The following is a 25,055-nucleotide window of genomic DNA, read 5'->3' on the forward strand; positions in this document are numbered from 1 at the left end:
ATGACTCCGGTGATCGTTGGCGCTGGCGAGATTGTAACGCCACCCCGGGTACGCCGCCTAATCGAGCCGGACCAGTCCCGGAGCTATCGCCGTTGACGCTGACGAGGGGCGCCAGCACGTCAACGGATCAGCCCCGAGGCCAGGCGCCAATTGGTCACGGGCTTTCGCTATCCTCGTCGCGCAACTGACGACGCAGCACCTTGCCGACATTGGTCTTCGGCAGCTCGTCGCGGAACACGACCTGACGCGGCACCTTGTAGGCGGCGAGTTCCTGCTTGCACCAGCTACGCAGGGTCTCGGCATCGAGTTGCGGATCCTTGGCCACCACGAACAGCTTGATCGCCTCACCGCTATCCTCGTCCGGCACGCCCACGGCAGCGGATTCCACCACGCCGGGATGCATGGCCACCACGTCCTCGACCTCGTTGGGATACACGTTGAAACCGGACACCAGGATCATGTCCTTCTTGCGATCGACGATGCGAATATAGCCATCGTCCTGCAGCACGGCGATATCGCCGGTGTGAAACCAGCCCTCGGCATCGATCGCCTTCGCGGTCTCCTCGTCGCGGTTCCAGTAGCCCTTCATCACCTGGGGGCCTCGAACGCACAGCTCGCCGGCCTCGCCGAGGGGCAGATCATTGCCGTCGAGATCCACCACCTTCACCGAGGTACCGGCCACCGGCTTGCCGATGGTCCCGAGCTGAATGGCATCGACCGGATTGAAGCTGACGATGGGCGAGGTCTCGGTCAGGCCATACCCTTCCGCGACGGCACAGCCGGTCACTTCCTCCCAGCGCTTAGCCGCCGCTTTGGTCAAGGCCATGCCACCGGAGATGGTCAGCCGCAACGACGAAAAGTCCAGGGCACGAAAGTCCTCGCGGTTGCACAGGGCATTGAACAGGGTGTTGAGGCCGATGAACCCGGAGAAGTCGAGTGACTTCAGCTCCTTGACGAAAGCCTTCAGGTCACGGGGGTTGGTGATCAGCACCGAATGGTTGCCCGTTTCCAGCATGAACAGGCAGTTCACCGTGAAGGTGTAGATATGGTAGACGGGCAAAGGGGCGATGATAGTCTCGCCTCCCTCGCGTAGCCCCTTGCCGATGGCCTGGCGAGCCTGAAGCATGTTGGCCACCAGATTGCCATGGGTCAGCATGGTCCCCTTGGCAAGTCCCGTGGTACCGCCGGTGTACTGCAGGGCCGCGATATCGTCGGCGCCACGGCTCGCCTCGCGATGCTCCAGGCCGGCACCGAGTCGCAAGGCACGCCGCAAGGGAACGGCCTGCGGCAGACCATAGGCCGGCACCATCTTCTTGACGTACTTGACGACGCTATTGATCAACTGGCGCTTGGGAAACCCGTGCAGATCACCAAGCTCGGTCACCACCAGGTGCTCGATATCGGTACGCTCCAGCACTCGCTCCAGCTTGTCGGCCATATTGGCCAGGATGACGATGGCCCGTGCCCCCGAGTCCTTGAACTGGTGGGCCATTTCCCGTTCGGTGTACAGGGGATTGGTGTTGACCACCACCAATCCGGCCCGCAGGGCGCCAAACACCGCCACCGGGAACTGCAATGTGTTCGGGAGCTGGATGGCGATGCGGTCGCCGGGTTCGAGGCTCGTCTCGTGCTGCAACCAGGCGGCGAAATCGCCGGAGAGGCGGTCCAGTTCGCCATAGCTGAGGGTCTGGCCCATGCAACTGAAGGCGCTGTTGTCGGCGAAGCGCTCGACGCTGGCGTGAAAGACATCCAGCACCGAGGCGTAGTCGCCGGCGCCTTCCATATCGGGGCCATTGAGAATGGCCGGGTTGGCGTGCTCGTTCATGGCGTTCTCCACGATTCGCGCCGACCCAGGGTCGGCCATTGTTATTCTGGGACTACCCTATACCAGCAAGACCTTGCAGTAAAACAGATGATTGAAACTTACGTTTGATAGCGACCCTGGATGTCGCCATCGCGCCAGACCAGCAGCTCGCCGGGGGCCATGCACACCCAGTCCTCGTTGTCGGTGAGCGGTTCGGTGGCGATGACCGACACCACATCGTCGGGCGTGGTGTGCTCGGCGAAGTTCACCGCCAGCTCCGCATCGGAAAGACTCGCCCGGCCGAAAGGCGCCCGCCGGGTGATGTGCGCCAGCTTGGTCGAGCAGTAGGTGTAGAGGTATTCGCCGTCGGCGAGCAGCAGATTGAAGACGCCATAGGTCCGGAGTCGCTCGCAGAGCCGATGCAGGTAGCGCCAGAGTGCCTCGGGGTCGTCCGGCGGCTCGGGAAAGGCTCGGCGCAGTTCGCCCATCAACCAGCAGAAGGCATGCTCGCTGTCGGTATTCCCTACCGGTCGATAGAACGACAAGGGCAGGTCCGCCCATTCGCGGCTGAGCTGCCCATTATGGGCATAGCACCAGGGACGCCCCCACATTTCCCGGGTGAAGGGATGGGTATTGGCCAGCCGCACTTCCCCGACATTGGCCTGGCGGATGTGACTGATGACGACATGGGACTTGATCGGGTAGTCGCAGATCAAACGAGCGATCGGCGAGTCGACCGACGGATGGGGATCGCGGAAATCGCGATAACCGCCGGCCTCGTAGAAGGCAATGCCCCAGCCGTCCCGATGCGGCCCGGTGCCGCCGCCACGGTGCAGAAACCCGGAGAAGCTGAAACAGATATCGGTGGGCACATTGGCACTCATGCCGAGCAATTCACACATGGAACCCCTTGCCTCCAAATAATCCTTTAAACTCTGACACTTGCACCTTCCCTTGTCTCACGATATGCGAGGTGTCTCACAATCCCTACTTCACCGGCTTGATCGCCTGGCGTTTCCGACGGTAGTGCTGACGGGTGACGGCCACGCTCGTATGATCGAGCAATTCCTGCGCCCGAGCATCATTTTCGGCATCCGATCCCACTTTCGCCCGCAGGTCATGCTGCGTAAAGGCCTGCTCGAGATCCGTCGATTCCAACGCCTTTTCCATAATGGCCCGCCACCTGCCGTCCCAAGTCTGGGTCAGCCCGTCTTCATTGACGTAGCAGCGGCCTCGCCGGTTCGGCAGCAGGTAAAGCGACAGCTTGGGCTTGCAGGATCGTGCCTCAGCGATGGCGGCATGCAGTGCGTCGGTCAGGACGAAGTCGATGCTGTTGCCTGTCTTGGCCACCTGCACCGTCAGCGTTTTCTCGCCGACATGGTTCTCCATCAGCCGCAGGCAGTCCGACTTACGAATGCCAGTCAGCAGGATGATGGCCGCGAACGCCCGCTGCTGGCGTGTCGCTACAGTCTGCCACGCCGCCAGCTCCCAGTCCTCAACGTATCTATCCCGCCCTCTCCGAAGGCCATCTCGCTTCCCATAGGCTTTCACCAGCCCCTTAATGGGGTGGCGGTCGATGACGCCCCACCTGACAGCGAAATCAAGCACGCGATTCAGCACCTTCAAGTCCTGGTTCGCCAAGTGCATCGACTTACGGCGCTGCACTTCGTCCATGTACTGATAAACCAGTCGCGGCACGATCACTGCCACGGGGTTAGACCCCATGGTCGGGCGCAGCCTTCTCAGGCTCTGCCGGTAGTTGTTCTGGGCGCTATAGCTCAGCGTCGGCAACACCTCGACCGTGTAGCGATCGATCAATTCTTCCAGCTTGTCACCCGTCTGGATGTCCATGCGATCCGCGAAGGCGCGCAGGGCCTCGGTGTAGCTCTCGCCCAGGCGGAACCAGCTTTTGTTGTCGAAGGCGGCCCGCTCGTGCTGACGCGGGCGGTAATAGTACGCGCCATGCTTCCACGCCCAGCGCGAGGGGAGCTTGCTCATCCGTCCAAGGCCTCCAGGTTCAATACTGCTTTCGGGTGTCCGGCATCGTTCGCTGCCTCGTAGCCCATTGCTTGATGGTAGGCCTGCCGATCAATGACCGGCCAGCCGTCCGCCCTCACCACGTAAGGGATTCCCATGGCGTCGAGGTGCTGTCGCTGCCTGGCACGCTGGGCGCAGCCTGTCAGCTCCCTCACCTCCTTGCGTGATAGTACCAGCTCCATATCGACCTCCCGGAAACTAAGAGGCCGCCTTGTTGGCGGCCTTGAGTGCTGCGTAGTGGGCAAACGTTGGATCGTCGGGTCGTGGCACGTCGGTCCATATTTTCCCGCGCCGGATCAAGCTAACCGTGGCGTGCGTCACACCAAACTCGATGGCAATCCGCTTGTTGGTCTGCCCTTTTGTGATCCGCTGGATGATCTGCTCGACCTTGCGCCGGCTCAGTACTGACCTCGGATTCCGCTCCCCTGGCAATCCTGGGTAACGCTCGCGACCTTTGCTGATCATGTCCTGCGTGTTGTCCATGTGGGTGCCCAGCCAGAGGTGGTCAGGGTTGACGCAAGCCGGGTTATCGCAGGTGTGGCAGACCACCAGGCCCTCGGGGATCGGGCCTTTATGGATCAGATACGATGCCCGATGAGCCCGGACTGCCACCCTGCCGACCTTGAGCCGCCCGTACCCGCCGCGCGAACTGAGCGCATCGGTCCATTCCCAGCAGCCCGTCGCGGGATTCCGTTGGTACTTGGTATGGAAGCGCTCCACGGCTTCGTCTGGAATCTCCATCCCTACCTCCAGATACAAAAATGCCGCCCTGGTGGCGGCTGTTATCGAGTATCGCTGCGCTGCTTACGCATCCGTGCGTTTCTGCATCTCGCCTCCCGAAGTAAGTGTCGACGACCCCCCAGGCCAGCTCGAGCAAATGGGAGTCGCCGGCCCGCATCACTTTCAGCAGCTCTCGCTTCTCGGCCATGTAGACTCGGGCGAATCCGGGGTCGCGTTCAACGATGCTTTGCGTGTTGTCGATCAGGTCGGCCAGCTTGATGGTCTGAGCCTCGGCGCTGATCCGGGCCAACCGATCGCGCTCCATTGCTTTACGCTGCGCCCGGTTGCCCCAGTCGGGATCGATGAATTGATCCGTCAGATCGAATACGTAGCCGGCCACGGTCGGCCCGAATTCGTGCACGAGAGCCCTGAACGTGACATGCGTATCCTCCACGACGTCGTGCAGATAAGCGGCAGCGACCATCTCGGGCGTGCCACCAATGCTCTCCACTGTCTTGGCGACTGCCTTTGGATGTAGATGATAAGGCTCGCCGGTGTACTTGCGGCGTTGCCCCACAGCCTGGTGCGCCGCCCGGCTGTAGATGGCTGCGCGCATTATCAGGTCAGTCATGTGCTTCTCCCATAGCTGCAGCGGCCCGGACGATGGCGCGACGCATTGCAGGCGCAGCATCGTTGCCCTCGAATACCTCGCTCACTGCATCTGGCCCACCATCCCAGACGGCCATCACCGCGACTTCGACGCCTTGCTCCGTTCCATCAAATCCCAGATTGAGATTCAACGCGGCCATCAGCCGGAAAGCGTCGCCGTCGTCTGTTAGCGGGGACCACTTGTGCAGCATGTCCTTGTCATCCATCAGCTCGGCGCCGTGGAAAGCGCTTTTGAACGCACGTCGCGTTAACTCGAAATCACTCACCACCACCCCCCCCCATCATCCTGTCCTGCCGCTCCATGTCGGCGTAATACGCCGCCATATCCCGGCCATCTGCCGCGTCCAGCGTGCGATAAACGTGCCGGTTGTAGTGCTCGACGGTGCCGATTCCCTCGGGGTGCAGCCACATGCCGTAGCCGCGCCGATCCGCCATCCACTTGGCCACCGCTGCAGACCGGCTCATGCCGGCGTCGCAGTGGACGTACAGGTCGTCCGGGCGCACGCACGACAGTACCCAGAGCAGCGGCTTGGCGTCGTCGACGGTGAACATCACCGCACCGGGAACCGGCGTCTCCACATCATCGAACCGGAAACGCTCGCGATTCGCCCAGTGGTTGATGGCGGGCTTGCCGCCGGGTTGCGCAATGCTGATCAGCAGGTGACGCGTGTCGTGCGGCGGGCTCATGGATTCCGCTACATGGCGCGGAATAAACGTCACTCTCGGCATCACTCCTCCTCCCCTCTCGAATTCATCTTCCGCGCGCCGATGCAGAACAGCAGCGCCTCAATCCCCAGCGTCAGCACGACGCCGATGGGGATGCCGATGGCGATGTAGATGAGCATGGCTCGACTCCCAGGCGCTGCATCTTCTCGATGGCGTCCTCGCCACGGATGACTGCGCCGGTCCAGTATTGGAGATAGGCCTGCCGGCGATTCCCGTGGCCACAGCAGGCATTCATGACGATGTGCTCGGGCAGTGTGCCGATGCAGCCATCGCGGCCCTCGGGTGTTGGGTCCAGTCCGCAGTGAGCGCAGATGCCGAACTGGCCGCTGCCGGCGAGGTCTGGCGTATAGAGTCGTGTCATGGGGTCCTCCTGTAGCTCGGAAGCCCGGCCAGCATGCCGGCTGATTCGATATATCCACGGCGCAGCCAGTCCCGAATCGTCGCCTCGGCCAGCGTGGCCGCGTGACGCTCGGCTCGACCGCCTCGGCTGGCAATGCAGCGGCTCAGGTCCGGCATCGTGAACGGCATCGGCAGTCGCCAGCGCAGCATCTCGAGCTGATAGCTCGTATTGAGCCGGGCGCGGCAGCCCGGTGGCTGGACCGGGGCGAGGCTCGGCTTGAATGATGTGGTCATGCGTCACCCCGCTGAAAACAGGTCGGCGGGCTCCTGGTCGGCGTCGCGTAGGTTCTTGACGGCCAGATTCCAGTAGCTTTCCTTGAGCTCGACGGCCACGGCCTTGCGCCCCATCTTTACGGCGCTCACTGGCTCGCTGCCGATGCCGCCGAATGGGCTCAGCACGGTGTCGCCGGGGTTGGTCCAAAGGTCGATGGCGCGCTCGATCACGTCGAGTTGCAGCGGCGCAATGTGGCGCTCATCGTCCGGGTCGCGACCCTCTCGGTACTGCATGGTGCGACTGGGATTGATGTCCATCCACACTGGCGAGGCGTAGCGCTGCCAGCGCTCGACCGGGAAGCTCTCGTTGGTGTGGCTGACTGGCTCGGGGTTCTCGCCCGGCTTGCGCATGGTGACCAGGTAGTCGGGGATGCCCTGGCGACTCATCGCCGAATCTTTCTTGATCTGCTTGTGCAGCAGCCCCAGTGCCTTGGTGCGCTGCATGGCGGTCACCGGGTCTTTCCAGATGCAGACCTCCGAGTGGAAGATCCATCCTTCAGCGACGAAGGCCTTGATCAGGTCACCCCGAAAATCCTTGAGACCGATGTAGCCGTCCCGAACCTTCGAAGCCGGCAGGTTCATTACATGAAACGAAAGGAGTCTTCCTGGCTTAGTAACTCGATAAAGCTCACGCACCAGGTACTGGAACTGCGCGCTGAATTCGTCATCGTCCTGGACGTTGCCCATATCGAAGTCGCTGTTGCTGTAGGTGTAGAGCGACGCAAAGGGCGGGCTGAAGATGCTGTAATCGATGCTCTCGTCCGGCATGTTCCCGATGACGTGCACGCAGTCACCGTGGTACATCGCCCAGTCGGCGCCCAGTTCCTGATTCAAGACCTTGCCTTGCATGGTCGGCTCCTTATGCCACCCAGTCGGGTAGCTCCATATCAACAGTGGGGTGATAGTCGGTCTTCTCGATGGCGGCAGCCTGGCCGGCGTCCATGGCGTCGCGCATGTGCTCGACCATGGCGGCCTGCATGTCTTCCATCTGGCGCTCTTTGCGCTCGACGTTGTGTTTGATGGCGCCCAGGCTCTCGGCGCTAACGATATGGCTGTGCACTTCCCGATCCTGGCCGAATCGCCAGCAACGGCGCACGGCCTGGTACATCTGCTCGAACGAGTCATCTAGGCCGACGAAGGCCATGCGGGCGCAGTGCTGCAGGTTCAGGCCCATGCCGGCGATGCTGGGCTTGGTGACCAGCACTCTGACACTTCCGTCGAGAAATCCATTGATGGCCCGCTCCTTCCTCTCGAGGCTGTCGCTGCCGCGCACCTCGATGGCGCTCGGGATCGCCTTGGCCAGAGACTCCGATTCGTCGTTGGTGTGGCACCACACCAACCATGGCTCGTCCGGCTCTTGCGCGACGATCTCGGCGACCTTGGCCACCCGTTGCTCGAGCGTCTCTTTCTTCGCCTGGCGCCGCTCGCTGAGGCTCTGCGCGATGCTGGTGAACATGTCGTCGCCGTACTCGCTGGCCACCAGGTGCTCGTGGGTGTGCAGGGTCGGCAGAATGTAGCCGTCGTCCTCGAAACCAATGTCCGACGGCAGCCGGATGGTCACTGCCCAGGACGCCAGCCACTGCCAGAACTTCTTGCGTCCGTGGCCCTTGAGGCGCCACTTACTGGTGTCGCCGCCGTCATGGGTGAAGAACATGGCCAGCATCTCGTCCATCCCCATGACCCCCAGGAATTCGGCTTGGTTGCCGAGCTCCATGTGATCGTTGGGCGATGGCGTGGCCGTGCATGACAGCCGGTAGGGGCAGAGCTTCCAGTCGTCGATGATCTTGCGCCGGGTATTGCCGTCGCGGTTCTTGAGGATGCTTGATTCATCCAGGACGATGCCGGCGAAGGCCTCAGGATCGAAGTTGTCGAGCATCTCGTAGTTGGTGACGTAGACACCGTCCGGCGCAGCGGGCATGTCCCGCACGTACTCGACATGGACGCCAAACTTGCTCGCCTCCTGCTGGGTCTGGCGAGCCACGCACAGCGGGGCGGCGATCAGCACCGGCAGGCCGGTGTATTCGGCCACATGCCCCGCCCATGTCACCTGCATAGCGGTCTTGCCCATGCCAGTGTTGGCGAAGATGGCCGCCCGGCCACGACGCAGAGCCCAGCGAATGATGTGCTCCTGGAAACCCTTGAGCGGCAGGCCGCCGAAACCAACGTCGGCGCACTCGAAGCCGCTCGGCTGGTCGTGCTTGGTCTTGCTCATAACGAAATCGAGATACTCGATGTTCATGAAGATCTCCGCGCATGAAAAAGCCCCGGCATTGCCGAGGCTCGTTGCTGTTCTGAAGCCGCTATCTCGTCGCGGCGCACGACATTGCCTACCGCTGCCACGCACGTGGTCCGCCCGCCAGCGCCACTCCGACCGATCTGCCGGACTGGTGGCGAAGGTAGAGCGGGGAGTTCGCGGTATCGCCGCTGCCCGTGGATATTGGGTGTTGCTGTCCCGGCCGGCCCGTCCTGGCGAGCAGCCTCGGTTAGCGGCCGGGGGAGGATGTCGGTGGTGTCAGCCGCCCATCAGCGGGTGCATGGGGGCGAATGGGATCTCGTCGTCGAAGTCGCCCCCTCCTGGAGGATTCGGAGGCGCGGCCTGTTGTTGCTGGTACTGCCGTTGCTGGTCGAAATAGCCGCTCTGTGAGTGCTGCTGCTGGGGCTGGGCGCTGCCCTGTGGCTGCCCTTGCCGGGAGTCGAGCATCTGCAGATCGTTGACAATGATCTCCGTGACGTAACGATCCTGACCGCTCTGGTCTTGCCACTTCCGTGTCTGCAGTCGCCCCTCGACGTAGAGCTTCGATCCCTTGCGGACGTACTGCTGGGCGATCTCGGCCAGTTTTCGGAACAGGATCAGTCGATGCCATTCGGTCTTTTCCTGCTTCTGGCCACTGTTCTTGTCGGTCCAGGTCTCTGACGTTGCCAGGCCGATATTGGCTACTGGCGTTCCTCCTTGGGTGAAACGAACCTCGGGGTCCTGGCCGACATTGCCGATCAGGATGACCTTGTTGATGCCACGGGCCATGGGGCCTCCTAAGCTGCTGAGGGGAAGTCGGCACCAGCCTGGGCCTCGCCACCCAGCCACTGGAGCAGGGTAACGGCGGTGATGCCCAGCACATGAGCCATGATCGAGAAGTCGGCCTCGAGGCGAGCAATGGGGTCGTCGCCATCGTCCTGCTGGGCAGCCTCGTCAATCACCGCGTCGTCGAACCGGATTGATTTGATGGTCAGGTCGTCGTGGAGCACGAACCGGATCATGCTCTCGATGCCCAAGGCAAGCTTGCTGGCCTGACGACCGCATTCCAGGTGGCTATGGATCTCGTCGCTATCCAGGTCGAGTTGCCGGCCTCGGATCACGCCATCATCGCCCTTGGCCTTGAGCTCCACCGTGTCGCCGATCTCCATCTCGGCGGGCCGTGTGCCCGGGTCGCTGAGCCAACTGGTCATGGCCCGCATGGGTAGGGTGTTGGTGGCCAGCGGGGTGACGCGCAGACTGCCCAACGTCTCGCGCAGCAAGTCGAGCACTTCCTCGGCACGCTTCCGGCTGCTGGTGTTGATGCCGATCAGTCCGCGGCGGGTGTCCCACCACAGGTCGATCCTCGTGCTACGCACGAAGGCCTGGGGCAGCAGCTCCTCGTAGACTTGCTCCTTGAGGGAGAGCCTTTCCTGGCGGCGCAGTTTGCGGCCTTCGTCGGCCTCGAGGGCTTCGGCGCGTTCCTCGACTTCTTCGCGCACCACGCCGGCGGGTAGCAGGCGCTCCTGTCGCACAGCAGTCAGCAGCCGCTGGGCGTGGGCCTCGTGGCAGAGCTGGGTGCCGGCCCGGCCAGCGGGTGGACACCAGCCAATGCGTCGGGCTTCGCTGCCGCCGAGCGGACGGCAGGCCTGGGCGGTCAGCACCCCCTCGAGGTAGGCGTCGTCCAACCCGGGCGCGTCGTGCAGGCGGTACAAGTGTAGGTTGCGGAACCGCATGATCTATCTCCTGGCGGGGCCCTGCCGGCCCCGGGTGGATTACTGCTGCAGGCTGATGTGACGGATGTCGCCGCGCTGGATGGCCGACAGCACGTCGACGGCCTGGCTGGCATCGAGCCCGGTGACCGCCTGCAGATCCTCCAAGGCCTCGCCGAACGGATCGGCGGCCGGCACGTCCTGCAGAGCGCTACCCAGTCCCGCCCAGTCGTCGAGATCGGCTGGTTCAGAAGGCTCTGCGGGATTGGACGGCTCAGTGGGCTGTGCGGGCTCGGTAGGGGGCTGGGCTGCGCGCAGGCGCTCAAGTTCCGCACGCTCCCACTCGATCTCCTCGCGTTCGGCGGCCAAGCGCTCACGCTCTAGGGCAGCGGCGTGCCGTTCGCGCAGGGTGGCCAGCACCCGGGCCTTCTCGTCCTCAGCCTCTTTGGTGATGTCGAAATAGCCCTCGGTGTCGATGGCCTCGGCTTCGTCGATCAGGCCGGCCAGGCCGGTGGAGTCGAGCCCTTCGGCGGTATCGAGGTAGCTGGTGACTTCTTTCTCGAGGCGCTCGCGCAGTTGGGCGATGCGCGCCTCTTTGGCACGTTGTTCGGCCTCGTCCACCTCGCGTTTGGCCTCCCGATGCGGGGCTTCCAGTTGCTCGACTTCGCCGATCAGTCCCTTCGCACGCTGATTCACCATGTCGATGAAATCGCGGTGGGGCTTGGTGATCGCGAGGCGGGCTTTATCGGTGCCCGTGCGCATTCTCGTCAGCGCCTGTATGGCCTTCTTACCAGACTCGTATCCGTGCTTGGTCGTGTAATCAGGCACTGGGCCATATCGTTTTTTTAGCTCGGCCAGCTGCTTCTCGGCGTCGTTGAGCTCGACCAACTCGGCGGCGTAGGGCTGAGGGGTGTCGAGTTTCTCGGCAGCGTTACTCATGGGTTGTCTCCTTGGGCTCCTCGGGATTCTGGTGGGCGGCCTTTTCCGCGGCTTTGGCCTGGCGGAGCTGCTCGATCGCTTCCTGGGCGGCTTTGTTCAGACGCTCACGGGCGACTCGCTCAGCTTCCTCGTCGAGGCGTGCGACGCTGGCACGGCGTGGCAGCTGCTCGACCTGGATAGCCAGCACCTTCTGAACACTGGCGGGGTGGGGGATCATGCCGAAGCCTTCGCACTGCTTTTCGAGCCAAGCCTTGAACTCGTCGCGCTTCTCCTGGAGGGCGGCGTCGTAGTCCTCGGCCATTTCAAGCTCGGTCTCGGCCTGGCGCTCCTGCAGGTAGCCCTGGTTGTCGAATTTCCCGCCGTAGACGTCGGCGGCGAAGCCGAGCAGGCTCAGGCATTTCTTGATGGCGTCGGTGACCGACTTCTTCGGCGCCTCGCCGTCGGTCTTCCAGAGTCCATTTCTCGTGCGATATACAGCGCGGGTGTGGCCGAACTGGGTGACCTCTCCCTTCTCCCCCTGCCAGCGGTACCAGAGCACTAAGCGGACGGTGTGGGTCTGCTCGTGGGCGATCAGCCCGCCTGTCTTTGCGTCGAGGACTGGCGCACCCTGGTCGTAGCGCTCGTCTTCGATGCGATACCCCCAGCCGATGCCCGCGGGGCCGAAGAGATCGGTGGCCAGCTGGATCACATAGATCTGGTCCAGCGTCATGATATTCTGGCCATCGACATCGGCGGGCTTGATCGCCGTTGTTGGGGTCTTCTCGACCTGCCGCCATAGCGACAGGTGGTCAGTATCCTGCGTCATGGGGTATGCTCTCCGGGATTCAGTTCCATGGATCATCTGCCGGCCACTAGCAGCCACTGGTGAGCCGGCTTCTTTATTCGCCTCGGGCCTTGGCTAGTGCGGCGCGGGCTTTGTCCTGTGCTGGGCCGCTGCCTTCGCATACACTCCGCTCTACTGCTGCGAGTAAATCGTTGAGCGCCTCGTACAGATCCTCGCCAGCCTTCCGCTTCATGCCCCGAGCGTCCGAGATGCGGCGCTGTTCGGACACCAGATCGTCCACGTCGCCTTCCCTGAACCACTGGCGGCACAGGCTGTTGAAGTTCTTGTGTTTCGGAATCCAAGGCCGGTCTTCACCGCTGACGGATAGCTTTCCGAGCTCTCGCGGCTCCAGATCCTTGGTCCAAACCATGACCGTGCCGTCGCTGTAGAGCTGAAAGCGCACGCCTTCCTTGTGATATTCCGGGTAGACCCGGCTGGACTGGTCACTCATGCCGCCTCCTTTGCTTTCGCTTCTGCCTGCTCTCTGACGATCTGCTCCATCGCCCGCCCCGCCCGCTTGCCGGCGTGCCGTATCTGCTCGTCATCGCCGGAGCGGAATGCCTGCATCAGCTCAGCCAGAGCGGCTGGATAGCGCTCGATGAACGCCTCTTGCGGGCCGCTGTACGTCGTTCCCTCGTCGACAAGGTCGCTGTCACCCCAGTCGTCTACATAACGTTCGATCCACGCCTTCATGGCCGCATCCTCGCGATCACGCTCGTCGAGTGCGTCCGGGTGGAGATGGGGGAATCGTGGAGCGATGGTGTCAGTGCCGATTCGTGCAATGCTGTTCATGCCGCCTTCCTCCGGTCGGTGATCCACGCCAGCAGCTCCTCGCGCATCTCCTCTAGGGTGAGCTCGCCGTTCTGCGGCGCCGTACCTGCCTGGATAATGCGCGGCCCCTTTGACTCATCGAGGTAGGCGCTCAGCAAGATTTCGCCGCTGGCCTCGCGGCCTTCGCTGAGGCTGGCGTACATGCCTATGTCTCGCGGGATAGAACGCACCAGGCCGCGAATGTCGTCGATGATCTGTTCGTTGCTCATGACCTATCCCTCTTGCTGATCCAGTAGCCGACCACCAGGCATGGCGGCACGGTGAGCGCAGCCAAAGCGCCGATCAGGGCGATGAATACCGTCGTCCCGACCAGCCACTCAGGCGCTGACGTGGGCAGTAGCCCGACCGCCCAGACGGCGGCGTCGCGTAGTGGGTTCATCCCATGACTCCTTCAACGATTCCTCCAGCCGGCGCTGCTCGAACCATCGGTCGATGTCGAGGCGCCGTGCATAGCGGTCGTTGGCTTTTTGGTCGTTGCGGTCGTTGATGTCGCGCTTGGTGAGCGGCTTCATGCGCTCTCCGTCGCGTCCAGGCAGGCGGCGAACCAGTCGTTGGAGAACTCGGTGATGACCTGCTGCTGAACCTCGGCGGTGTTGTAGCGGTTGGTGTCGAACGCATCGCGGATCATCTCGACGCCCAGGTCATGGCTCGGGTCGACAGCGATCATCTCTTGCATGGGGACGCCGGACTGCCGGGTGGTCATGATCTGCTCGGCGAGGCTGCCGATGGCGTTGCAGTATTCGAGGTGGTCTTGCGTCTCCGCCGCCTCAGCCGTGAATGGGCTGGCGACCAGCAGAGCGGATGCAATAGCGGTAGCGGTGATGGTGGTAGCGGGCATACTGGCCTCCTATGGGCGTAAAAAAGCCGCTATGCAGCGGCGTCGTTTTCGTTGGTTTTTGTCGGCTCGGCGGGCGACATCTCGATGATCTGCTGTAGTAGCGGCTTCCAGCGACGCCACCAGTCGAGAGCTTGCTTGCCATCCATCTCGATGATTTTCCGGTCGTCGAACGCCCACCAGCTCTCGATAGAGTGGCGCTGGCAGTCGATCTGCATCATGTCGGCGGTGTAGGTGACCATGTAGCCGTCGGCCTGCAGGCTCTTGACGTGATTCAGGTTTCCAACAAGCCCCCACAGGTCGGCGTCCTCCAGGTTGGCGCGCTCCAGGTCGGCGCCCTGCAGGTTGGCACGCCACAGGTCGGCGCCCCGCAGGTTGGCGTCCTCCAGGTTGGCGCCCCACAGGTTGGCGCCCCGCAGGTCGGCGCCCTGCAGGTCGGCGCCCCACAGGTTGGCGCCCTGCAGGTTGGCACGCCACAGGTTGGCGCCCCGCAGGTTGGCGTCCTCCAGGTTGGCGCGCTCCAGGTCGGCGCCCCGCAGGTTGGCGCCCTGCAGGTCGGCGCCCCACAGGTTGGCGCCCCACAGGTTGGCGCCCCGCAGGTCGGCGCCCTGCAGGTTGGCGCCCTGCAGGTTGGCACGCCACAGGTTGGCGCCCCGCAGGTTGGCGTCCTGCAGGTTGGCACGCCACAGGTTGGCGCCCCGCAGGTTGGCGCCCTGCAGGTTGGCAAGCCACAGGTCGGCGCCCCGCAGGTTGGCGTCCTCCAGGTTGGCGCCCCACAGGTTGGCGCCCTGCAGGTTGGCGCCCCGCAGGTTGGCGCCCTGCAGGTTGGCACGCCACAGGTTGGCGCCCCACAGGTTGGCGTCCTCCAGGTTGGCGCGCTCCAGGTCGGCGCCCCGCAGGTTGGCGCCCCACAGGTTGGCGCCCCACAGGTTGGCGCCCTGCAGGTTGGCACGCCACAGGTTGGCGCCCCACAGGTTGGCGTCCTCCAGGTTGGCGCGCTCACCGTCTTCGCTGCCTTGCAGCCACTGCTTATGGGCGGCCAATGCCGCCTCAATATCCTCGGGTTTCATCGGCTTCATGGCCGCCTCCTGGATTTGGAATCAAAAAAGCCGCCCGGAGGCGGCAAGCAGGGGAATCGATGACCGGCTCTCGCCGGGATGCAGATGCATCGGCGGAACGCCCTCGGTGTGAGTGCCGCTTCCAACGGCAAGGACGCTCCCCGATGGCCCCGTATTCTCAGCCCGGGGCGGGGCGCTTGGCGCCACTGTCGCAGCTGCCGCGTACCGGTCTGCCCCGGCTGCCTCACCACTTCCGCAGGTGACGCGCTTCGCGCTACGCTGAAGTTTCCACACATCGCGTAGCGAAAGAGGTGTTAACTAATGGAACGAAGAATTGGTCAGCGCAGAGTCAGCGGCGAGCCCAGGGATGGCGGAGCCAGCGTCAAGGCCAGCAAAGCGAGGCAGCTCGCGGCAGACATTCGCTCTAGGGCCGCTCAAGGCAATCGCCTTGACGTCAAGTCGATAGCCAGCGCGATAGAAAGCCTGGCGGATGCCGTTGAGCGCCAAGACCAGCGAATCACTCAAATTGAGAACAGTGAAGAGTAAAGGAGGGCCCTGGCTCCCCAGCCTCAAGCTGGCCGTCCACGCCATTCAGGTCGGCCAGCTTGTTCCACAAGATGCGCTCAAACTCGGTCCTGAGAAGGAAAACGTCGTCAGAGCGTTGCTTCAGCTCCTCTTCTTTTTCCCGCAGGGCAAGGATTTTCGTTTGCAACCCGTGAAGCTCTGCGAGACGGGCTGTCGTTCCGATATCACTCATGGCGTCACTACTCCGATTTGTTGGTGTCTGACTGTCGATCCAGGCTCACGCGAATGGTGTCCGAAAGCGCCCTCGCCGTATCGCGGCTCATCGTGAGCGAGGCGATTGCCGACTTCACGTTCTGAAGGATCTCGTCATCTTGGCTGGTCGCCCCGTCTCTGACATGGACCTGGTCCTGAGCAAAAGTGACGACAAGCCGACCATCCTTCATAGCGGCCACGACGCAGTTATTGATATGCCCGTGAGTACATGTCGGGGATGTTTTGATTGGGGTTCCTGAAGAACTTTTCTTGCTCATGGCGATTCCTCCTGTTGATCATCCATCAGCCCACTCGGTGAATGAGCTGGTGGATGACGCCCCGCTGTGCAGGGCGTCGGAATCCATTTCTCTCCCGTGACGCTGGACTGGCGCCGACTCAAGACAAGGTTTGCCGTCCCCTGCCCTGGCCTACGCCCCACCTCTCTTAGGGGCGCCCGGAACGGTTCACCTGCTGGGTGATTGCCGCCTGCTACCGGATGGCGTCACGGGTCTTTCGATTCGTTGTTAAAGAGCGCCGGCTTTTCCGGGCCGTGGGCGTTTTGCCCTTCGACGGTTTGAACTATAGAAAACTATAGAGGCCGATGCAATAGAAAAATGCAGAAAACTATAATTTTCTGCCGTCGCTATACATAAGGATCTGATTTCTGGAGGTTTGGCTAATGGATATGGCTGTTGCGGCGGCGGGATCAGTCAGGCGGGCATGAAAAACCCGCCTCGTGGGCGGGTTGGGGAGACTGGCGGGGCGGTATTGCGTCAGGCGGCTTTACCCTGGGTCGCGTCGACGTGAGCAATATACGCCTGGTCGAGCAAGATATTCACCTGCTGGGCATGGTAACGAGCCTGGATAAGGATGTTTTCGCGCGACGAGCGGCTTGTATTGGCTACCGCCTCATCGAGCTTCGTCATCTGCTGATCAATGCTCTGCATCCGCTGGTTCATCTCTTCAAGGATCTCGCTGCACTCCATTTTCCTCACCCTCGTCAATAAGGCTGCTCACTAAGTCGTGTGCCTTCTGGTGGTGCTCATTCGCCTTTCGCAGGGTTTGCTGAATCTGCTGGGCTTCGGGGTCGGTAAACACCTGGCCAGACTGAACAAGCTTTGTCGTCACTGATATTAGCACATCTTGAGAATCCAGACTGGCTGCCTTGGCATGCACGAGCGCATCACGAAGAATCCGTACTTGCTGCTCCAGTTCCTGCTCTCTGCTTGACATATAACACCTATTTTTGCTTTTGAGTGAAACGGGCGCCCTACACCCTGGGCTTCCTGAGCCACAGCGAGCCGATCAAGGCGAGTAACGCGATGGCTTCGCGATGGCGCCCACGTAGTGGATACGCTCGACATCTTCCTCGAACAGATATAGCGGGTCGAAGTCGTCGTTGATGCTATCGAATCGGTACTGGCCGTCCCGCAGCCAGATGAACGTCTTGATCATGCACTGGCCATCGGTTGTGCAGATCAGCACCTCGTCGCCAGCGACGTAGGGATGGTTGGGCTCAATGACCACGTATTCGTTGTGCTTTATGCGGGGCGTCATGCTATTGCCGACCACGCGCAGCCCGTAGGCATCGACATCGCTACTTTCGATCATTATGTACCCGTCACCCATCTCAACGGGATAGCTCATAGCCTCGAAGTAGCCTTCGGGACCGAGCTGCGCATTACCCTTCACCGGCACCCTGCCCTGCCGTACTGGGAATGGGGCGCCTTCGACGTTGGACTGAGACATGCTGGGGTGCTGCGTCACCTTGCCATCGCCTACCAGCGACTCAGGCGTCACATTGTAGAGCTGAGCCAGCTTCATGAGGTTGCCGCCCTTCGGGGTCGTGCCGCCCAACTCCCACTGCGACACCGCACCGAAGGTGACGCCAATCTTGTGGGCCACGTCCTTCTGCGTGAGGCCGACGGCCTTCCGGGCTGCGCGCAGGCGCTTGCCGATCTCTTGGCTCATTGCCTCGTCCTAACCAGTAAGCGGTTATAGAAAACTAACATTGAGGCGCTGTACTTTCCTGTGAACATGACTTATAGTTTTCTGTGAATTTGCAGAGTCGGACTATAGCCGTGACTAAGAGCGAAGCGATCAAACACTTCGGCAGCATCCAGGCCGTGGCCGACGCCCTGGGGATCACCCATGGGGCGGTGTGGCAGTGGCCGGAGAACCTGCCTATCGACCGCCAGGCGCAGATCGAGATTCTGACTGGCGGCGCCTTGCTGGCGGATGTTCCGGGTCGCGGCCAGTACGCGCTACCGCGCTCCGCCTAACCACGATTCCAGCTTATCGACAGGACATGAAGATGCCCACGTCTAGCACAAGACATCCCAGCCGAGACGCCCTCCTCCGCGACGCGCTCGGCCAGCTCAAGGAACAGCGCGGCGTATCGGTCGAGCGCTTCGCTCGCACGCTGAATTCTCTGGCACACGCCATGTGCCCGGCCAAGACCGAAGACATGCCCTGCCTGGCCTCATTCACCGAGGTCAGCGAGGAGTACGACCACGCGGTCATGAGCTGGAACAAGCGCGTTCAGCGCTGGGCGAGCGGCGCGGTGGAGTTTCCGGCCTGGCTGGAAGAGCCGTGGATGGCGGCGCTCGAGGAGCTTGGCGACACCGAGAATCGCGTCGAGCTGGCCCGTCGGCATGGCTTCCTGGGTGTTCGCCGTCCTCGCCAGGGTGAGACACCGGCCTGCGCCTTCGCCGCCCTGGGCGCTGTCAGCCGCGAGACGGGCGAGATGATGGGCTCATATACCGGCCTGCTGGAAGACGGCGTTCTGGACGAGAAAGACGCTGAGGCGGCGCCGGAGGTGATGAAGGACATCGACAACGCCATCGCGGCGTTGATGGGCACTCGCGAGCTGATCAAGCAGCGAGTGATGAAGCCGTCGCTGCACGTCGTGGGCGACTGACACGACGAAGCCCCGGGAGGCTACCAACCAATCCCCGGGGCTTCATGTATCAACAACGTGATGAGGTAAGCGTAATGCAATCCATCCAACCGTTCAACTTCCATGGGCAACCGGTTTCGTATGGCAAAGACGGCGGCATTGTCGGCCTTGGGTCAACTGGCTATGTGTACGCCTGCGCTTACAGTAATGGCTTGCTGAAGGTCGGTTTTTCTAGGAGCCGGCCTGAATCACGCGTACAGGCCCACGATGCAGCCATGTCCGTTGTCGGTGCATGTCGAATTAACTCTGTCGTCTCCCGAAAGGTCGCGGCTGCCAACTGGTTGGAAAAACTGCTTGTTGATGAGCTCTCCAAAGTCTACGAGCAAAGATCGCGCGAGTGGTTCCTGGGCGGATCTGTCGCGGAAGTGGTGGAGCTCATCGCTGAGTACGGGATCAATCCAGAATGCGAAGCCGCTTGCAGCGCCAGGGCGGCAAGCGACAAGCGCCATGAAAGCCTGGCTGAGACGCTGATGCTCATGCAAGAGGCCAGAGTTCCGCCGTCCCTTAGGCCCATCCTGGAAGACATCGACGCCATCCAAAAAGCCTCTCGGATCATGCGATGGGACGACTCCCAGAATCTTGTTGCACTGATCCAGGTAGCCGAGCGCCATGGCATTGCGTCCGGGTGGCTCTTTGACCTGCTTGAGTCGCCCAGCCTTATCCAAGACCCGGAATGGATGGAATCTCATATACAAGACCTACTGGCTGTGGCCGGTATGGAGCCCGCAGCATGAGCGTAGAAGCAATGAGCTGGGCGATGAACCAGCAAACCGTTACCGATTCTGGCGCGCGATTCGTGCTCGTAGGACTGGCCAATCATGCCGACAAGCATGGCCGTCACGCTTTCCCGTCGAATGCCACGCTGGCCGAATACACCGGCCTGACGGGCCGCACCGTCACGCGCAAGATCAATGACCTGCTGTCGGCGGGCATCATCAAGATGGGCAATCAGGCCATCGCTGCGGCCCATATTGAGCGCGCCGATCAGCGCCCTGTCGTCTACGACATCGTGATGACCGACCTGCCCGAAAAACGGGGTGACAGGAAGTCATCCCGTAAGAAGCGGGGTGACACTGATGCAGCAACGGGGTGTCATTCTGACGAGAACGGGGTGACATCTATGCAAGAACGGGGTGACACCGTGTCACCCGAACCGTCCCTTGAACCGTCCCTTGAACCATCCAATGAACCAGTTGCGCCGGGGGCTGAGCCCGCCGACGCGCCGATTGAGGGTGAGCTGGACCTGGGTGACGATCTGGATCGTGACTCCGACACCCCTCGGGCAGCCATCCCGCCAGACATGCCCGGCCCGAAAGATCCTTCCGCCAAGACCTTCAAGCCCTGGGCGAACTACGCCGTGACTTACCGGCAGCGCTACGGCGTGTATCCAATCTGGAATGCCCGAGTGGCTGGGCAGATAGGCCAGCTCGTGGACCGCGTGGGCGCTGCCAATGCCCCGGGCGTCGCGGCGTACTACCTGCGAATGAATAACCAGTTCTACGTCGCCAAGGGCCACCCGGTCGGCCTGATGCTCCAAGACTGCGAAACCATCGCGGTGCAGATGCAAACCGGCCAGCAGATGACCGCCACCCGTGCCCGGCAGATGGACGGCACGCAAGCCAACGCCAGTGCTGCCGACGAGGCCAAGCGCCTGCTGGCGGCATCCGGATGGGAGGACTGAGCCATGCCGCTGACACGCCAAGACGCCGAGGGGCTGGTCGAGCAGCTCTACGCCACCGCCGAGGTACTGGGTAGCGAGATCAAGCCCGCCGCCGCGTCGCTGATGATCCGCGACCTGCGCCAATACCAACGCGATGAGATCGAGCAGGCCCTGGCCCGCTGCCGCTCCGAGATCAGTGGCCGACTGACTTTGGCCGCGATCCTTGAGCGCATGCCGACCGCCAATGCTCACCTGACCGCCAATGAGGCGTGGTCCATCGTCCTGGAGTCGCAGGACGAGAATGCGACGATCATCTGGACCGAAGAGATCGCCAAAGCTGCCGGCGTCGCCAACCCGATCCTGGAGGCTGGCGACAAGGTGGGCGCCCGCATGGCCTTCATCGCCGCCTACGAGCGCGAGGTTGCCGCATCCAAGGCCGAGGGCCGCGAGGTTCGCTGGTGGCCATCGTTGGGCGACAGCAAGGAGCAGCGCCGCGAGGCCATCGAGCAAGGAGTGAAGGACGGTCGCCTGCCCGCCCCCAAGGTCGAGCACTTGTTGCCGGCCCCTGAAAAGCCCGAGGACGAGGCGGGCAGCAACCCGGAGAACGTCCAGGCGATGCTCCAGCAGCTCCGCGACACGCTCAATGCGAGCAACGAACAGGCCGCCGAGCAGCGCCGTCAGGAAGAGGTCGAGACAGAGCGGCGGCGCGCAGAGCTGATCGCACAGGCTGAGCAACGCATGGCAGGAGGTGCCGCATGACCAACGTCACCCGAATTCATCCACTTCACCCTGGCCTCAACCTCCGCAACGAGGTCTATGGCGTCCTGTGCTGCGGCGAGGCCATGACCTGTCACGAGATCGCCGCCGAGATCGAGCGATACAGCGGCCAGCGCATCGATAGCGCGCATTTTGCGGCAGCGATCAACCGTCTGCGCCGGATGGGCTACACGATCATCGAGCACGACGACCCGGACGGCGTGCGGTATGAGCTGGTGCAGCCGGGAGGTGCCGCGTAATGAAGCTGATGGCGCACGAACTCAGGCAGGCACGCACCACTCAAGCCGAGCGCGAATCCATGACGCGCGATTGCCGGAACAACATCGATGACGTGCTGTGGCGCGTAACGCTGGTCCGCGAGGCGATGGAGGCGGCAGGCATTCGCCAGGTCGATCTGGCCAATTACCTCGGGATCAGCATCGTCCAGGTAAACCGCTGGCTGCACGGCGTTCGCACGGTTCCGGATCGGTGGCTCAAGCCGCTGGCCGATCTGTTGGAAGGCAACGCAGCGATGGAGGGCGTGGCATGAGCATCATCCAGCGAATTCATGACCGCCTGACGGGCGTGCTGGGCCGGGACTGCCAGGGGAAGCCGCTACGCGCAGGTGATCTTGTAGAGCCTGCCCTCCCTCCAGAGAGGGTCCGAGACTGGGGTCACGGTCAGCACGTCATCACCCGCAAAGAGCCGAACCAGAGAGAATACCCGGGGGCTGTTGAGCTCAGAACCCCCTCCGGTCGCCTTGGGTGCGCACCTCCTTCGAAGCTTCGGAAAATTGACGACAACGACGACGCCAACTGGGCCAACGTCACCGAGGTCACGGGTTGGACGCCGCGCACCGTCGAGCAGCCGAGCGAGGTGGTGACATGAGCGATCCGAAACGCTACGTGGCCACCGCCGGCACTGTCGAGGAAGCCCTGGCCGCCATCGCTAAGTTCCCAGGGATGCTCAACCAGGCATTCCGACGCTGGAAGCGTGTGCGGATGGTGATCGAGGAGGAACCGGAGCGACGCAGCCTCGATCAGAACAGATTGCAGCGGCTGTGGTGCAAAGAGGCAGGCCAGCAAGGGGATATGGCCGCCGAGGAGTATCGCGGCCAGATGAAGCTCCACCATGGCGTTCCCATCCTGCGACGCGACTGCCCGGAATTCGCCGAGAAGTACGGCCGGCTCGTCAAGTGGCGCGCCTATGAGGAGAAGCTGGAGTTCATGCAGGAGCCGTTCGACTTCCCGATCACAAGGTTGATGACCAAAGCGCAGAAGACCGAGTACCTGAACAAGGTCTACACCGACCTGACGGGGCGAGGCATACGGCTGACAGATCCAGAGCTCAAGGGCATCGGCCCGGACCAGTATCGTGAGGTGGCGGCATGAAATACTCCATTTTCCTCTACGCATTTATTGCCTGGCTGTGGGTGGTGCTCACAGTCGTGTGGGCATTTATCGCGCACAAGGCTTGGGTAGACGGAAGCCCGCAGTCGGCCTTTTTGGTGATGTTCGTAGTCGTTTCGTTTGCGGTGCCTGCCTGGTTGTGGGCCGGGATGAATATCCGTCGGGCTTTGAAGGTGGGGAAATGAAAGGCGAGCTGATCAACTTGGTAGCAGCGTATATCTCGGCGGTGAGTCTCGGGTTCTTCACCTGGTCCGCATGGGAGAGCTTTTCGACCGGCCTGATTCCGGTGATATGGGTTCTGTGGCTGTTTCTCGCGCCACTGCAAGCCGGGTTTGTCGTGTTCTTCATTCACCAGTTTTTCAGAGGGCGGGGACAATGAAGCGCACAGCACTCGAACGCCGCACCCCGCTCCGCGCCAAGGCGCCAATGAACCGCAAGCGGGAGAAGCGGCAGCCCGTGCAGAAAGCTCGCAGAAAGAATGCAGAAAGAATGCAGAAAGAATGCAGAAAGCCGGTTTCGAAGCGAGCGGTATCTGACGTTCGTGCGCTCGCTGGCCTGCTGCGTCTGCGGAGCCCCGGCCAACGCCGCCCATCACCTGATCGGCATGTATCAGGCCAGCGGGATGGGGCTCAAGGCGGCTGACAGCCTGGCCATGCCAGTCTGCGATGGCCCCGGGGATACCTGTCACAGACGCATCCATAACGAGGCTTGCCTGCGCTGGCAGCAGCCGATCTTTTTGATCGACACGATCAATACCGGCCTCGACGCATTCCCAGAGGGGTCGATCCATGACGCGCTAATTGAGGCGCGGGACTTCGTGTTAAGCAAGGAGGGCAAGGACTGATGGCCAAGGCAAGCCGGGAGAAGGGCCGCAAGGCTGAAGGCGAAGTGGCTCGCCTGCTGAGCGAGCACTTGGGGCTGATGCTCAAGCGGCGGCTTGGCCAGTACCAGGCTGGCGGTCATGACCTGGACGGCTGGGACGGCGTTTGCGTTGAGGTGAAACGGCATAAACGAGCCACTCAGGGAGATGTGGCCACCTGGTGGCAGCAGACACTGGAACAGTGTGCCGGCAGCGAGACTCCTGTCTTGGCCTATCGGGCGGATTTGCAGCAGTGGAGATTTGTCATCCGTCCCATCGACTGGGGCGGCGCCGTGGCCGAGCCCGCCGAGGTGGACATCGACGGCCTATGTGCGTGGGTCAGGCATGGCCAGCAACTCAAGCTGGAGGTCTCGACCTGATGGAGTGGCGAAAGTTGAGCAACTACTGCATTCGCTCCGAGGACGGGCGATTCAAGATCGCGAAGTGGGTATGCAGTGGCGAGCCGTGGTACCTGCTGAGCGATGGGGACACGACAGTGGGCTGGTATCGGGATGCCAGCAAGGCGAAGAAGGCAGCGGAGGAACTGCGGTGATCACGAACGACGCACGACAGGCATGGGCGCTGGCTCGAGATGACGGTCTCCGCAGCCAGTCCGAGGTCACGCGAGAGCAGCAGGAGCTGGGGTGCACGGTCGATACGTCAGTCAGGGGCGGGCAGGGCGCTGCTGTGGGCGCCGAGTATGCCCGCATCCTGCACTGCATCGAAGCATTGCCGATCCCGGCCAGGGCGGTGGGAGATGCTCTCAACGCGCGGGGTGTCATCAATGCCCAGGCGCTCGAGCAGGCCCAGTCACTCGGGGCGTTGTCCGCCGCTCAGATGGTTGGCAGGCGCATGCCAGGCTATCCCCGATGGAAGCCGGAGAAGCAGCGCATGCTCTACTACGTGGCGCTGGCGGCGATGGAACGGGCTTGGGTCGAGTTGTACGCGATTCCCGAGGCGCTGGATAGTAAAGGCAATCCCGAAGGGCGCACGCTCGACAAGCCGTGGAAGGTGCAGAAGTACATTCGAGGCAAGTTGGGGCAGCCGATCAAGGCCGAGCACTGGAATCGCGACTGGGGTGATGCATGGAGGATGCTGCTGACCGCGATCTATGAGCAGGATGCGGCGGGACAGGATGCTGTAGAGCGCTGCGTCGGCGAAATGCGCGAATGGCAAAAGGCGGGGTGATTTGCTTATTTAGTGTCGAGCGCTATTGCACATGGCAAGATATTGGGTTAAATTTCCCATAATGGCGCGAACTTCGTTCACCAGATCGCGTCAATCAGCCTCCCATGGCTGGGAAGATGTGTCACCTCGCCACCTTCATACGTGTTGCTGGCGGGTTGCTGACAGGGGAAGCAAGGATCAAAGTTTGGTCGCGGAGAACCTTGCTATCCCCTCCTTCAAAGCCTCGCCCTCACCGGCGGGGCTTTTCGCATCAGCCAATTACGCTGGAGATGCCCAATTGCCTCGGGGTAGCCAATTACGCTGGGGTTATGGCGAATTGCCTCGGGGTAGCCAATTACGCTGGGGTTATGGCGAATTGCCTCGGGGTAGCCAATTACGCTGGGGTTATGGC

The 25,055-nt window shown here is 62.3% G+C and carries 41 protein-coding genes; 15 read left to right on the forward strand and 26 right to left on the reverse strand.

Annotation, left to right across the window (positions count from 1 at the left end):
* Window positions 1-154: 154 nt before the first annotated feature.
* From LU493_RS16075 to LU493_RS16200, 26 genes are all read right to left on the reverse strand, one after another.
* The gene (locus LU493_RS16075; protein WP_275288814.1) at window positions 155-1,825 is read right to left on the reverse strand and encodes an AMP-binding protein; all 1,671 of its coding nucleotides are present in this window, start codon (window positions 1,823-1,825) and stop codon (window positions 155-157) included.
* Window positions 1,826-1,923: 98 nt separating this feature from the next.
* Complete coding sequence (locus tag LU493_RS16080; RefSeq protein WP_275288815.1) at window positions 1,924-2,706, reverse strand: class II glutamine amidotransferase; 783 nt, start codon at window positions 2,704-2,706, stop codon at window positions 1,924-1,926.
* 85 nt (window positions 2,707-2,791) lie between these two features.
* Window positions 2,792-3,802, reverse strand: a complete 1,011-nt coding sequence (locus tag LU493_RS16085; RefSeq protein ID WP_275288816.1) for a tyrosine-type recombinase/integrase — start codon at window positions 3,800-3,802, stop codon at window positions 2,792-2,794.
* A complete protein-coding gene (locus LU493_RS16090; protein WP_275288817.1) occupies window positions 3,799-4,023 on the reverse strand; it encodes a DUF4224 domain-containing protein in 225 nt (74 codons plus the stop codon). Before LU493_RS16090 ends, LU493_RS16085 begins: the two co-directional genes overlap by 4 nt.
* A 16-nt stretch (window positions 4,024-4,039) precedes the next feature.
* Window positions 4,040-4,324, reverse strand: coding sequence for a hypothetical protein (locus LU493_RS16095; protein WP_275288818.1), 285 nt, complete (start codon window positions 4,322-4,324; stop codon window positions 4,040-4,042).
* A gap of 88 nt (window positions 4,325-4,412) precedes the next feature.
* Window positions 4,413-5,192 carry an HD domain-containing protein gene (locus LU493_RS16100; protein WP_275288819.1) on the reverse strand — a complete coding sequence of 260 codons (780 nt, stop codon included), beginning with the start codon at window positions 5,190-5,192 and terminating at the stop codon, window positions 4,413-4,415.
* A complete protein-coding gene (locus LU493_RS16105) occupies window positions 5,185-5,496 on the reverse strand; it encodes a hypothetical protein (RefSeq protein WP_275288820.1) in 312 nt (103 codons plus the stop codon). The genes LU493_RS16100 and LU493_RS16105 overlap by 8 nt, the downstream gene beginning before the upstream one ends.
* A complete protein-coding gene (locus LU493_RS16110) occupies window positions 5,489-5,959 on the reverse strand; it encodes a hypothetical protein (protein ID WP_275288821.1) in 471 nt (156 codons plus the stop codon). Before LU493_RS16110 ends, LU493_RS16105 begins: the two co-directional genes overlap by 8 nt.
* Before the next feature lie 354 nt (window positions 5,960-6,313).
* Window positions 6,314-6,589, reverse strand: coding sequence for a hypothetical protein (locus LU493_RS16115; protein ID WP_275288822.1), 276 nt, complete (start codon window positions 6,587-6,589; stop codon window positions 6,314-6,316).
* A 3-nt stretch (window positions 6,590-6,592) separates the two neighbouring features.
* Entirely contained in the window at window positions 6,593-7,477 is an 885-nt protein-coding gene (locus LU493_RS16120; RefSeq protein WP_275288823.1) for a DNA-methyltransferase, read from the reverse strand.
* A gap of 10 nt (window positions 7,478-7,487) precedes the next feature.
* On the reverse strand, window positions 7,488-8,867 hold the full coding sequence (locus LU493_RS16125; protein WP_275288824.1) for a DEAD/DEAH box helicase: 1,380 nt from the start codon (window positions 8,865-8,867) through the stop codon (window positions 7,488-7,490).
* A gap of 273 nt (window positions 8,868-9,140) precedes the next feature.
* Window positions 9,141-9,650 (reverse strand): single-stranded DNA-binding protein, encoded by a 510-nt coding sequence (locus tag LU493_RS16130; RefSeq protein ID WP_275288825.1) that lies wholly within the window; start codon window positions 9,648-9,650, stop codon window positions 9,141-9,143.
* Window positions 9,651-9,658: 8 nt separating this feature from the next.
* Entirely contained in the window at window positions 9,659-10,594 is a 936-nt protein-coding gene (locus tag LU493_RS16135; protein ID WP_275288826.1) for a recombination-associated protein RdgC, read from the reverse strand.
* A 39-nt stretch (window positions 10,595-10,633) separates the two neighbouring features.
* Window positions 10,634-11,509 carry a hypothetical protein gene (locus tag LU493_RS16140; RefSeq protein ID WP_275288827.1) on the reverse strand — a complete coding sequence of 292 codons (876 nt, stop codon included), beginning with the start codon at window positions 11,507-11,509 and terminating at the stop codon, window positions 10,634-10,636.
* Window positions 11,502-12,314, reverse strand: coding sequence for a hypothetical protein (locus LU493_RS16145; protein WP_275288828.1), 813 nt, complete (start codon window positions 12,312-12,314; stop codon window positions 11,502-11,504). Before LU493_RS16145 ends, LU493_RS16140 begins: the two co-directional genes overlap by 8 nt.
* A 73-nt stretch (window positions 12,315-12,387) precedes the next feature.
* The gene (locus LU493_RS16150) at window positions 12,388-12,783 is read right to left on the reverse strand and encodes a hypothetical protein (RefSeq protein ID WP_275288829.1); all 396 of its coding nucleotides are present in this window, start codon (window positions 12,781-12,783) and stop codon (window positions 12,388-12,390) included.
* The gene (locus LU493_RS16155; protein ID WP_275288830.1) at window positions 12,780-13,124 is read right to left on the reverse strand and encodes a hypothetical protein; all 345 of its coding nucleotides are present in this window, start codon (window positions 13,122-13,124) and stop codon (window positions 12,780-12,782) included. The genes LU493_RS16150 and LU493_RS16155 overlap by 4 nt, the downstream gene beginning before the upstream one ends.
* Window positions 13,121-13,372: a hypothetical protein gene (locus tag LU493_RS16160; protein ID WP_275288831.1), complete on the reverse strand. Its 252-nt coding sequence runs from the start codon at window positions 13,370-13,372 to the stop codon at window positions 13,121-13,123. The genes LU493_RS16155 and LU493_RS16160 overlap by 4 nt, the downstream gene beginning before the upstream one ends.
* Window positions 13,373-13,480: 108 nt before the next feature.
* Window positions 13,481-13,675 (reverse strand): hypothetical protein, encoded by a 195-nt coding sequence (locus LU493_RS16165; protein WP_275288832.1) that lies wholly within the window; start codon window positions 13,673-13,675, stop codon window positions 13,481-13,483.
* Window positions 13,672-14,001, reverse strand: a complete 330-nt coding sequence (locus LU493_RS16170; protein ID WP_275288833.1) for a hypothetical protein — start codon at window positions 13,999-14,001, stop codon at window positions 13,672-13,674. Before LU493_RS16170 ends, LU493_RS16165 begins: the two co-directional genes overlap by 4 nt.
* Window positions 14,002-14,030: 29 nt before the next feature.
* A complete protein-coding gene (locus LU493_RS16175; RefSeq protein ID WP_275288834.1) occupies window positions 14,031-15,077 on the reverse strand; it encodes a pentapeptide repeat-containing protein in 1,047 nt (348 codons plus the stop codon).
* A gap of 496 nt (window positions 15,078-15,573) precedes the next feature.
* Entirely contained in the window at window positions 15,574-15,813 is a 240-nt protein-coding gene (locus LU493_RS16180) for a hypothetical protein (RefSeq protein WP_275288835.1), read from the reverse strand.
* 7 nt (window positions 15,814-15,820) lie between these two features.
* Entirely contained in the window at window positions 15,821-16,111 is a 291-nt protein-coding gene (locus LU493_RS16185; protein ID WP_275288836.1) for a hypothetical protein, read from the reverse strand.
* A 495-nt stretch (window positions 16,112-16,606) separates the two neighbouring features.
* Entirely contained in the window at window positions 16,607-16,819 is a 213-nt protein-coding gene (locus LU493_RS16190; protein WP_275288837.1) for a hypothetical protein, read from the reverse strand.
* On the reverse strand, window positions 16,797-17,066 hold the full coding sequence (locus LU493_RS16195) for a hypothetical protein (protein WP_275288838.1): 270 nt from the start codon (window positions 17,064-17,066) through the stop codon (window positions 16,797-16,799). The genes LU493_RS16190 and LU493_RS16195 overlap by 23 nt, the downstream gene beginning before the upstream one ends.
* A 72-nt stretch (window positions 17,067-17,138) precedes the next feature.
* Complete coding sequence (locus tag LU493_RS16200) at window positions 17,139-17,804, reverse strand: XRE family transcriptional regulator (protein ID WP_275288839.1); 666 nt, start codon at window positions 17,802-17,804, stop codon at window positions 17,139-17,141.
* A 110-nt stretch (window positions 17,805-17,914) separates the two neighbouring features.
* Between LU493_RS16200 and LU493_RS16205 the strand changes: the two genes are divergently transcribed.
* The 15 genes from LU493_RS16205 (at window position 17,915) to LU493_RS16275 (ending at window position 24,664) form a co-directional block, all read left to right on the forward strand.
* A complete protein-coding gene (locus LU493_RS16205; protein ID WP_275288840.1) occupies window positions 17,915-18,115 on the forward strand; it encodes a Cro/CI family transcriptional regulator in 201 nt (66 codons plus the stop codon).
* A 32-nt stretch (window positions 18,116-18,147) separates the two neighbouring features.
* Window positions 18,148-18,753: a hypothetical protein gene (locus tag LU493_RS16210; protein ID WP_275288841.1), complete on the forward strand. Its 606-nt coding sequence runs from the start codon at window positions 18,148-18,150 to the stop codon at window positions 18,751-18,753.
* A gap of 74 nt (window positions 18,754-18,827) precedes the next feature.
* On the forward strand, window positions 18,828-19,526 hold the full coding sequence (locus LU493_RS16215; RefSeq protein ID WP_275288842.1) for a hypothetical protein: 699 nt from the start codon (window positions 18,828-18,830) through the stop codon (window positions 19,524-19,526).
* Window positions 19,523-20,473: a helix-turn-helix domain-containing protein gene (locus LU493_RS16220; protein ID WP_275288843.1), complete on the forward strand. Its 951-nt coding sequence runs from the start codon at window positions 19,523-19,525 to the stop codon at window positions 20,471-20,473. The genes LU493_RS16215 and LU493_RS16220 overlap by 4 nt, the downstream gene beginning before the upstream one ends.
* A gap of 3 nt (window positions 20,474-20,476) precedes the next feature.
* Window positions 20,477-21,211: a hypothetical protein gene (locus LU493_RS16225; protein WP_275288844.1), complete on the forward strand. Its 735-nt coding sequence runs from the start codon at window positions 20,477-20,479 to the stop codon at window positions 21,209-21,211.
* Window positions 21,208-21,468, forward strand: coding sequence for a hypothetical protein (locus LU493_RS16230; RefSeq protein ID WP_275288845.1), 261 nt, complete (start codon window positions 21,208-21,210; stop codon window positions 21,466-21,468). Before LU493_RS16225 ends, LU493_RS16230 begins: the two co-directional genes overlap by 4 nt.
* A complete protein-coding gene (locus LU493_RS16235; protein WP_275288846.1) occupies window positions 21,468-21,758 on the forward strand; it encodes a helix-turn-helix domain-containing protein in 291 nt (96 codons plus the stop codon). Before LU493_RS16230 ends, LU493_RS16235 begins: the two co-directional genes overlap by 1 nt.
* Window positions 21,755-22,096, forward strand: coding sequence for a hypothetical protein (locus tag LU493_RS16240; RefSeq protein WP_275288847.1), 342 nt, complete (start codon window positions 21,755-21,757; stop codon window positions 22,094-22,096). Before LU493_RS16235 ends, LU493_RS16240 begins: the two co-directional genes overlap by 4 nt.
* Window positions 22,093-22,599 (forward strand): hypothetical protein, encoded by a 507-nt coding sequence (locus tag LU493_RS16245; protein ID WP_275288848.1) that lies wholly within the window; start codon window positions 22,093-22,095, stop codon window positions 22,597-22,599. The genes LU493_RS16240 and LU493_RS16245 overlap by 4 nt, the downstream gene beginning before the upstream one ends.
* Window positions 22,596-22,802 carry a hypothetical protein gene (locus LU493_RS16250; RefSeq protein ID WP_275288849.1) on the forward strand — a complete coding sequence of 69 codons (207 nt, stop codon included), beginning with the start codon at window positions 22,596-22,598 and terminating at the stop codon, window positions 22,800-22,802. Before LU493_RS16245 ends, LU493_RS16250 begins: the two co-directional genes overlap by 4 nt.
* On the forward strand, window positions 22,799-22,996 hold the full coding sequence (locus LU493_RS16255; protein ID WP_275288850.1) for a hypothetical protein: 198 nt from the start codon (window positions 22,799-22,801) through the stop codon (window positions 22,994-22,996). The genes LU493_RS16250 and LU493_RS16255 overlap by 4 nt, the downstream gene beginning before the upstream one ends.
* Before the next feature lie 99 nt (window positions 22,997-23,095).
* Window positions 23,096-23,461, forward strand: a complete 366-nt coding sequence (locus tag LU493_RS16260; protein ID WP_275288851.1) for a DUF968 domain-containing protein — start codon at window positions 23,096-23,098, stop codon at window positions 23,459-23,461.
* Window positions 23,461-23,856: a putative PDDEXK endonuclease gene (locus LU493_RS16265; protein ID WP_275288852.1), complete on the forward strand. Its 396-nt coding sequence runs from the start codon at window positions 23,461-23,463 to the stop codon at window positions 23,854-23,856. Before LU493_RS16260 ends, LU493_RS16265 begins: the two co-directional genes overlap by 1 nt.
* Window positions 23,856-24,029: a hypothetical protein gene (locus LU493_RS16270; protein WP_275288853.1), complete on the forward strand. Its 174-nt coding sequence runs from the start codon at window positions 23,856-23,858 to the stop codon at window positions 24,027-24,029. The genes LU493_RS16265 and LU493_RS16270 overlap by 1 nt, the downstream gene beginning before the upstream one ends.
* Entirely contained in the window at window positions 24,026-24,664 is a 639-nt protein-coding gene (locus LU493_RS16275) for a hypothetical protein (RefSeq protein ID WP_275288854.1), read from the forward strand. Before LU493_RS16270 ends, LU493_RS16275 begins: the two co-directional genes overlap by 4 nt.
* Window positions 24,665-25,055: the final 391 nt, after the last annotated feature.

Source organism: Halomonas elongata (assembly GCF_029081005.1).
Lineage (GTDB): Bacteria > Pseudomonadota > Gammaproteobacteria > Pseudomonadales > Halomonadaceae > Halomonas > Halomonas elongata_B.

Coding starts and splice junctions, on each gene's coding strand:
- LU493_RS16135 (WP_275288826.1), bottom strand. CDS start 10,594: ATGCGGTTCCGCAACCTACACTTGTACCGCCTGCACGACGCGCCCGGG.
- LU493_RS16170 (WP_275288833.1), bottom strand. CDS start 14,001: ATGCCCGCTACCACCATCACCGCTACCGCTATTGCATCCGCTCTGCTG.
- LU493_RS16075 (WP_275288814.1), bottom strand. CDS start 1,825: ATGAACGAGCACGCCAACCCGGCCATTCTCAATGGCCCCGATATGGAA.
- LU493_RS16130 (WP_275288825.1), bottom strand. CDS start 9,650: ATGGCCCGTGGCATCAACAAGGTCATCCTGATCGGCAATGTCGGCCAG.
- LU493_RS16240 (WP_275288847.1), top strand. CDS start 21,755: ATGAGCATCATCCAGCGAATTCATGACCGCCTGACGGGCGTGCTGGGC.
- LU493_RS16225 (WP_275288844.1), top strand. CDS start 20,477: ATGCCGCTGACACGCCAAGACGCCGAGGGGCTGGTCGAGCAGCTCTAC.
- LU493_RS16100 (WP_275288819.1), bottom strand. CDS start 5,192: ATGACTGACCTGATAATGCGCGCAGCCATCTACAGCCGGGCGGCGCAC.
- LU493_RS16165 (WP_275288832.1), bottom strand. CDS start 13,675: ATGAAGCCGCTCACCAAGCGCGACATCAACGACCGCAACGACCAAAAA.
- LU493_RS16110 (WP_275288821.1), bottom strand. CDS start 5,959: ATGCCGAGAGTGACGTTTATTCCGCGCCATGTAGCGGAATCCATGAGC.
- LU493_RS16270 (WP_275288853.1), top strand. CDS start 23,856: ATGGAGTGGCGAAAGTTGAGCAACTACTGCATTCGCTCCGAGGACGGG.
- LU493_RS16125 (WP_275288824.1), bottom strand. CDS start 8,867: ATGAACATCGAGTATCTCGATTTCGTTATGAGCAAGACCAAGCACGAC.
- LU493_RS16250 (WP_275288849.1), top strand. CDS start 22,596: ATGAAATACTCCATTTTCCTCTACGCATTTATTGCCTGGCTGTGGGTG.
- LU493_RS16180 (WP_275288835.1), bottom strand. CDS start 15,813: ATGAGTGATATCGGAACGACAGCCCGTCTCGCAGAGCTTCACGGGTTG.
- LU493_RS16085 (WP_275288816.1), bottom strand. CDS start 3,802: ATGAGCAAGCTCCCCTCGCGCTGGGCGTGGAAGCATGGCGCGTACTAT.
- LU493_RS16140 (WP_275288827.1), bottom strand. CDS start 11,509: ATGAGTAACGCTGCCGAGAAACTCGACACCCCTCAGCCCTACGCCGCC.
- LU493_RS16260 (WP_275288851.1), top strand. CDS start 23,096: ATGCAGAAAGAATGCAGAAAGAATGCAGAAAGCCGGTTTCGAAGCGAG.
- LU493_RS16090 (WP_275288817.1), bottom strand. CDS start 4,023: ATGGAGCTGGTACTATCACGCAAGGAGGTGAGGGAGCTGACAGGCTGC.
- LU493_RS16215 (WP_275288842.1), top strand. CDS start 18,828: ATGCAATCCATCCAACCGTTCAACTTCCATGGGCAACCGGTTTCGTAT.
- LU493_RS16120 (WP_275288823.1), bottom strand. CDS start 7,477: ATGCAAGGCAAGGTCTTGAATCAGGAACTGGGCGCCGACTGGGCGATG.
- LU493_RS16195 (WP_275288838.1), bottom strand. CDS start 17,066: ATGTCAAGCAGAGAGCAGGAACTGGAGCAGCAAGTACGGATTCTTCGT.
- LU493_RS16150 (WP_275288829.1), bottom strand. CDS start 12,783: ATGAGTGACCAGTCCAGCCGGGTCTACCCGGAATATCACAAGGAAGGC.
- LU493_RS16175 (WP_275288834.1), bottom strand. CDS start 15,077: ATGAAGCCGATGAAACCCGAGGATATTGAGGCGGCATTGGCCGCCCAT.
- LU493_RS16265 (WP_275288852.1), top strand. CDS start 23,461: ATGGCCAAGGCAAGCCGGGAGAAGGGCCGCAAGGCTGAAGGCGAAGTG.
- LU493_RS16185 (WP_275288836.1), bottom strand. CDS start 16,111: ATGAGCAAGAAAAGTTCTTCAGGAACCCCAATCAAAACATCCCCGACA.
- LU493_RS16245 (WP_275288848.1), top strand. CDS start 22,093: ATGAGCGATCCGAAACGCTACGTGGCCACCGCCGGCACTGTCGAGGAA.
- LU493_RS16155 (WP_275288830.1), bottom strand. CDS start 13,124: ATGAACAGCATTGCACGAATCGGCACTGACACCATCGCTCCACGATTC.
- LU493_RS16160 (WP_275288831.1), bottom strand. CDS start 13,372: ATGAGCAACGAACAGATCATCGACGACATTCGCGGCCTGGTGCGTTCT.
- LU493_RS16220 (WP_275288843.1), top strand. CDS start 19,523: ATGAGCGTAGAAGCAATGAGCTGGGCGATGAACCAGCAAACCGTTACC.
- LU493_RS16210 (WP_275288841.1), top strand. CDS start 18,148: ATGCCCACGTCTAGCACAAGACATCCCAGCCGAGACGCCCTCCTCCGC.
- LU493_RS16230 (WP_275288845.1), top strand. CDS start 21,208: ATGACCAACGTCACCCGAATTCATCCACTTCACCCTGGCCTCAACCTC.
- LU493_RS16235 (WP_275288846.1), top strand. CDS start 21,468: ATGAAGCTGATGGCGCACGAACTCAGGCAGGCACGCACCACTCAAGCC.
- LU493_RS16190 (WP_275288837.1), bottom strand. CDS start 16,819: ATGGAGTGCAGCGAGATCCTTGAAGAGATGAACCAGCGGATGCAGAGC.
- LU493_RS16200 (WP_275288839.1), bottom strand. CDS start 17,804: ATGAGCCAAGAGATCGGCAAGCGCCTGCGCGCAGCCCGGAAGGCCGTC.
- LU493_RS16115 (WP_275288822.1), bottom strand. CDS start 6,589: ATGACCACATCATTCAAGCCGAGCCTCGCCCCGGTCCAGCCACCGGGC.
- LU493_RS16095 (WP_275288818.1), bottom strand. CDS start 4,324: ATGGACAACACGCAGGACATGATCAGCAAAGGTCGCGAGCGTTACCCA.
- LU493_RS16080 (WP_275288815.1), bottom strand. CDS start 2,706: ATGTGTGAATTGCTCGGCATGAGTGCCAATGTGCCCACCGATATCTGT.
- LU493_RS16145 (WP_275288828.1), bottom strand. CDS start 12,314: ATGACGCAGGATACTGACCACCTGTCGCTATGGCGGCAGGTCGAGAAG.
- LU493_RS16255 (WP_275288850.1), top strand. CDS start 22,799: ATGAAAGGCGAGCTGATCAACTTGGTAGCAGCGTATATCTCGGCGGTG.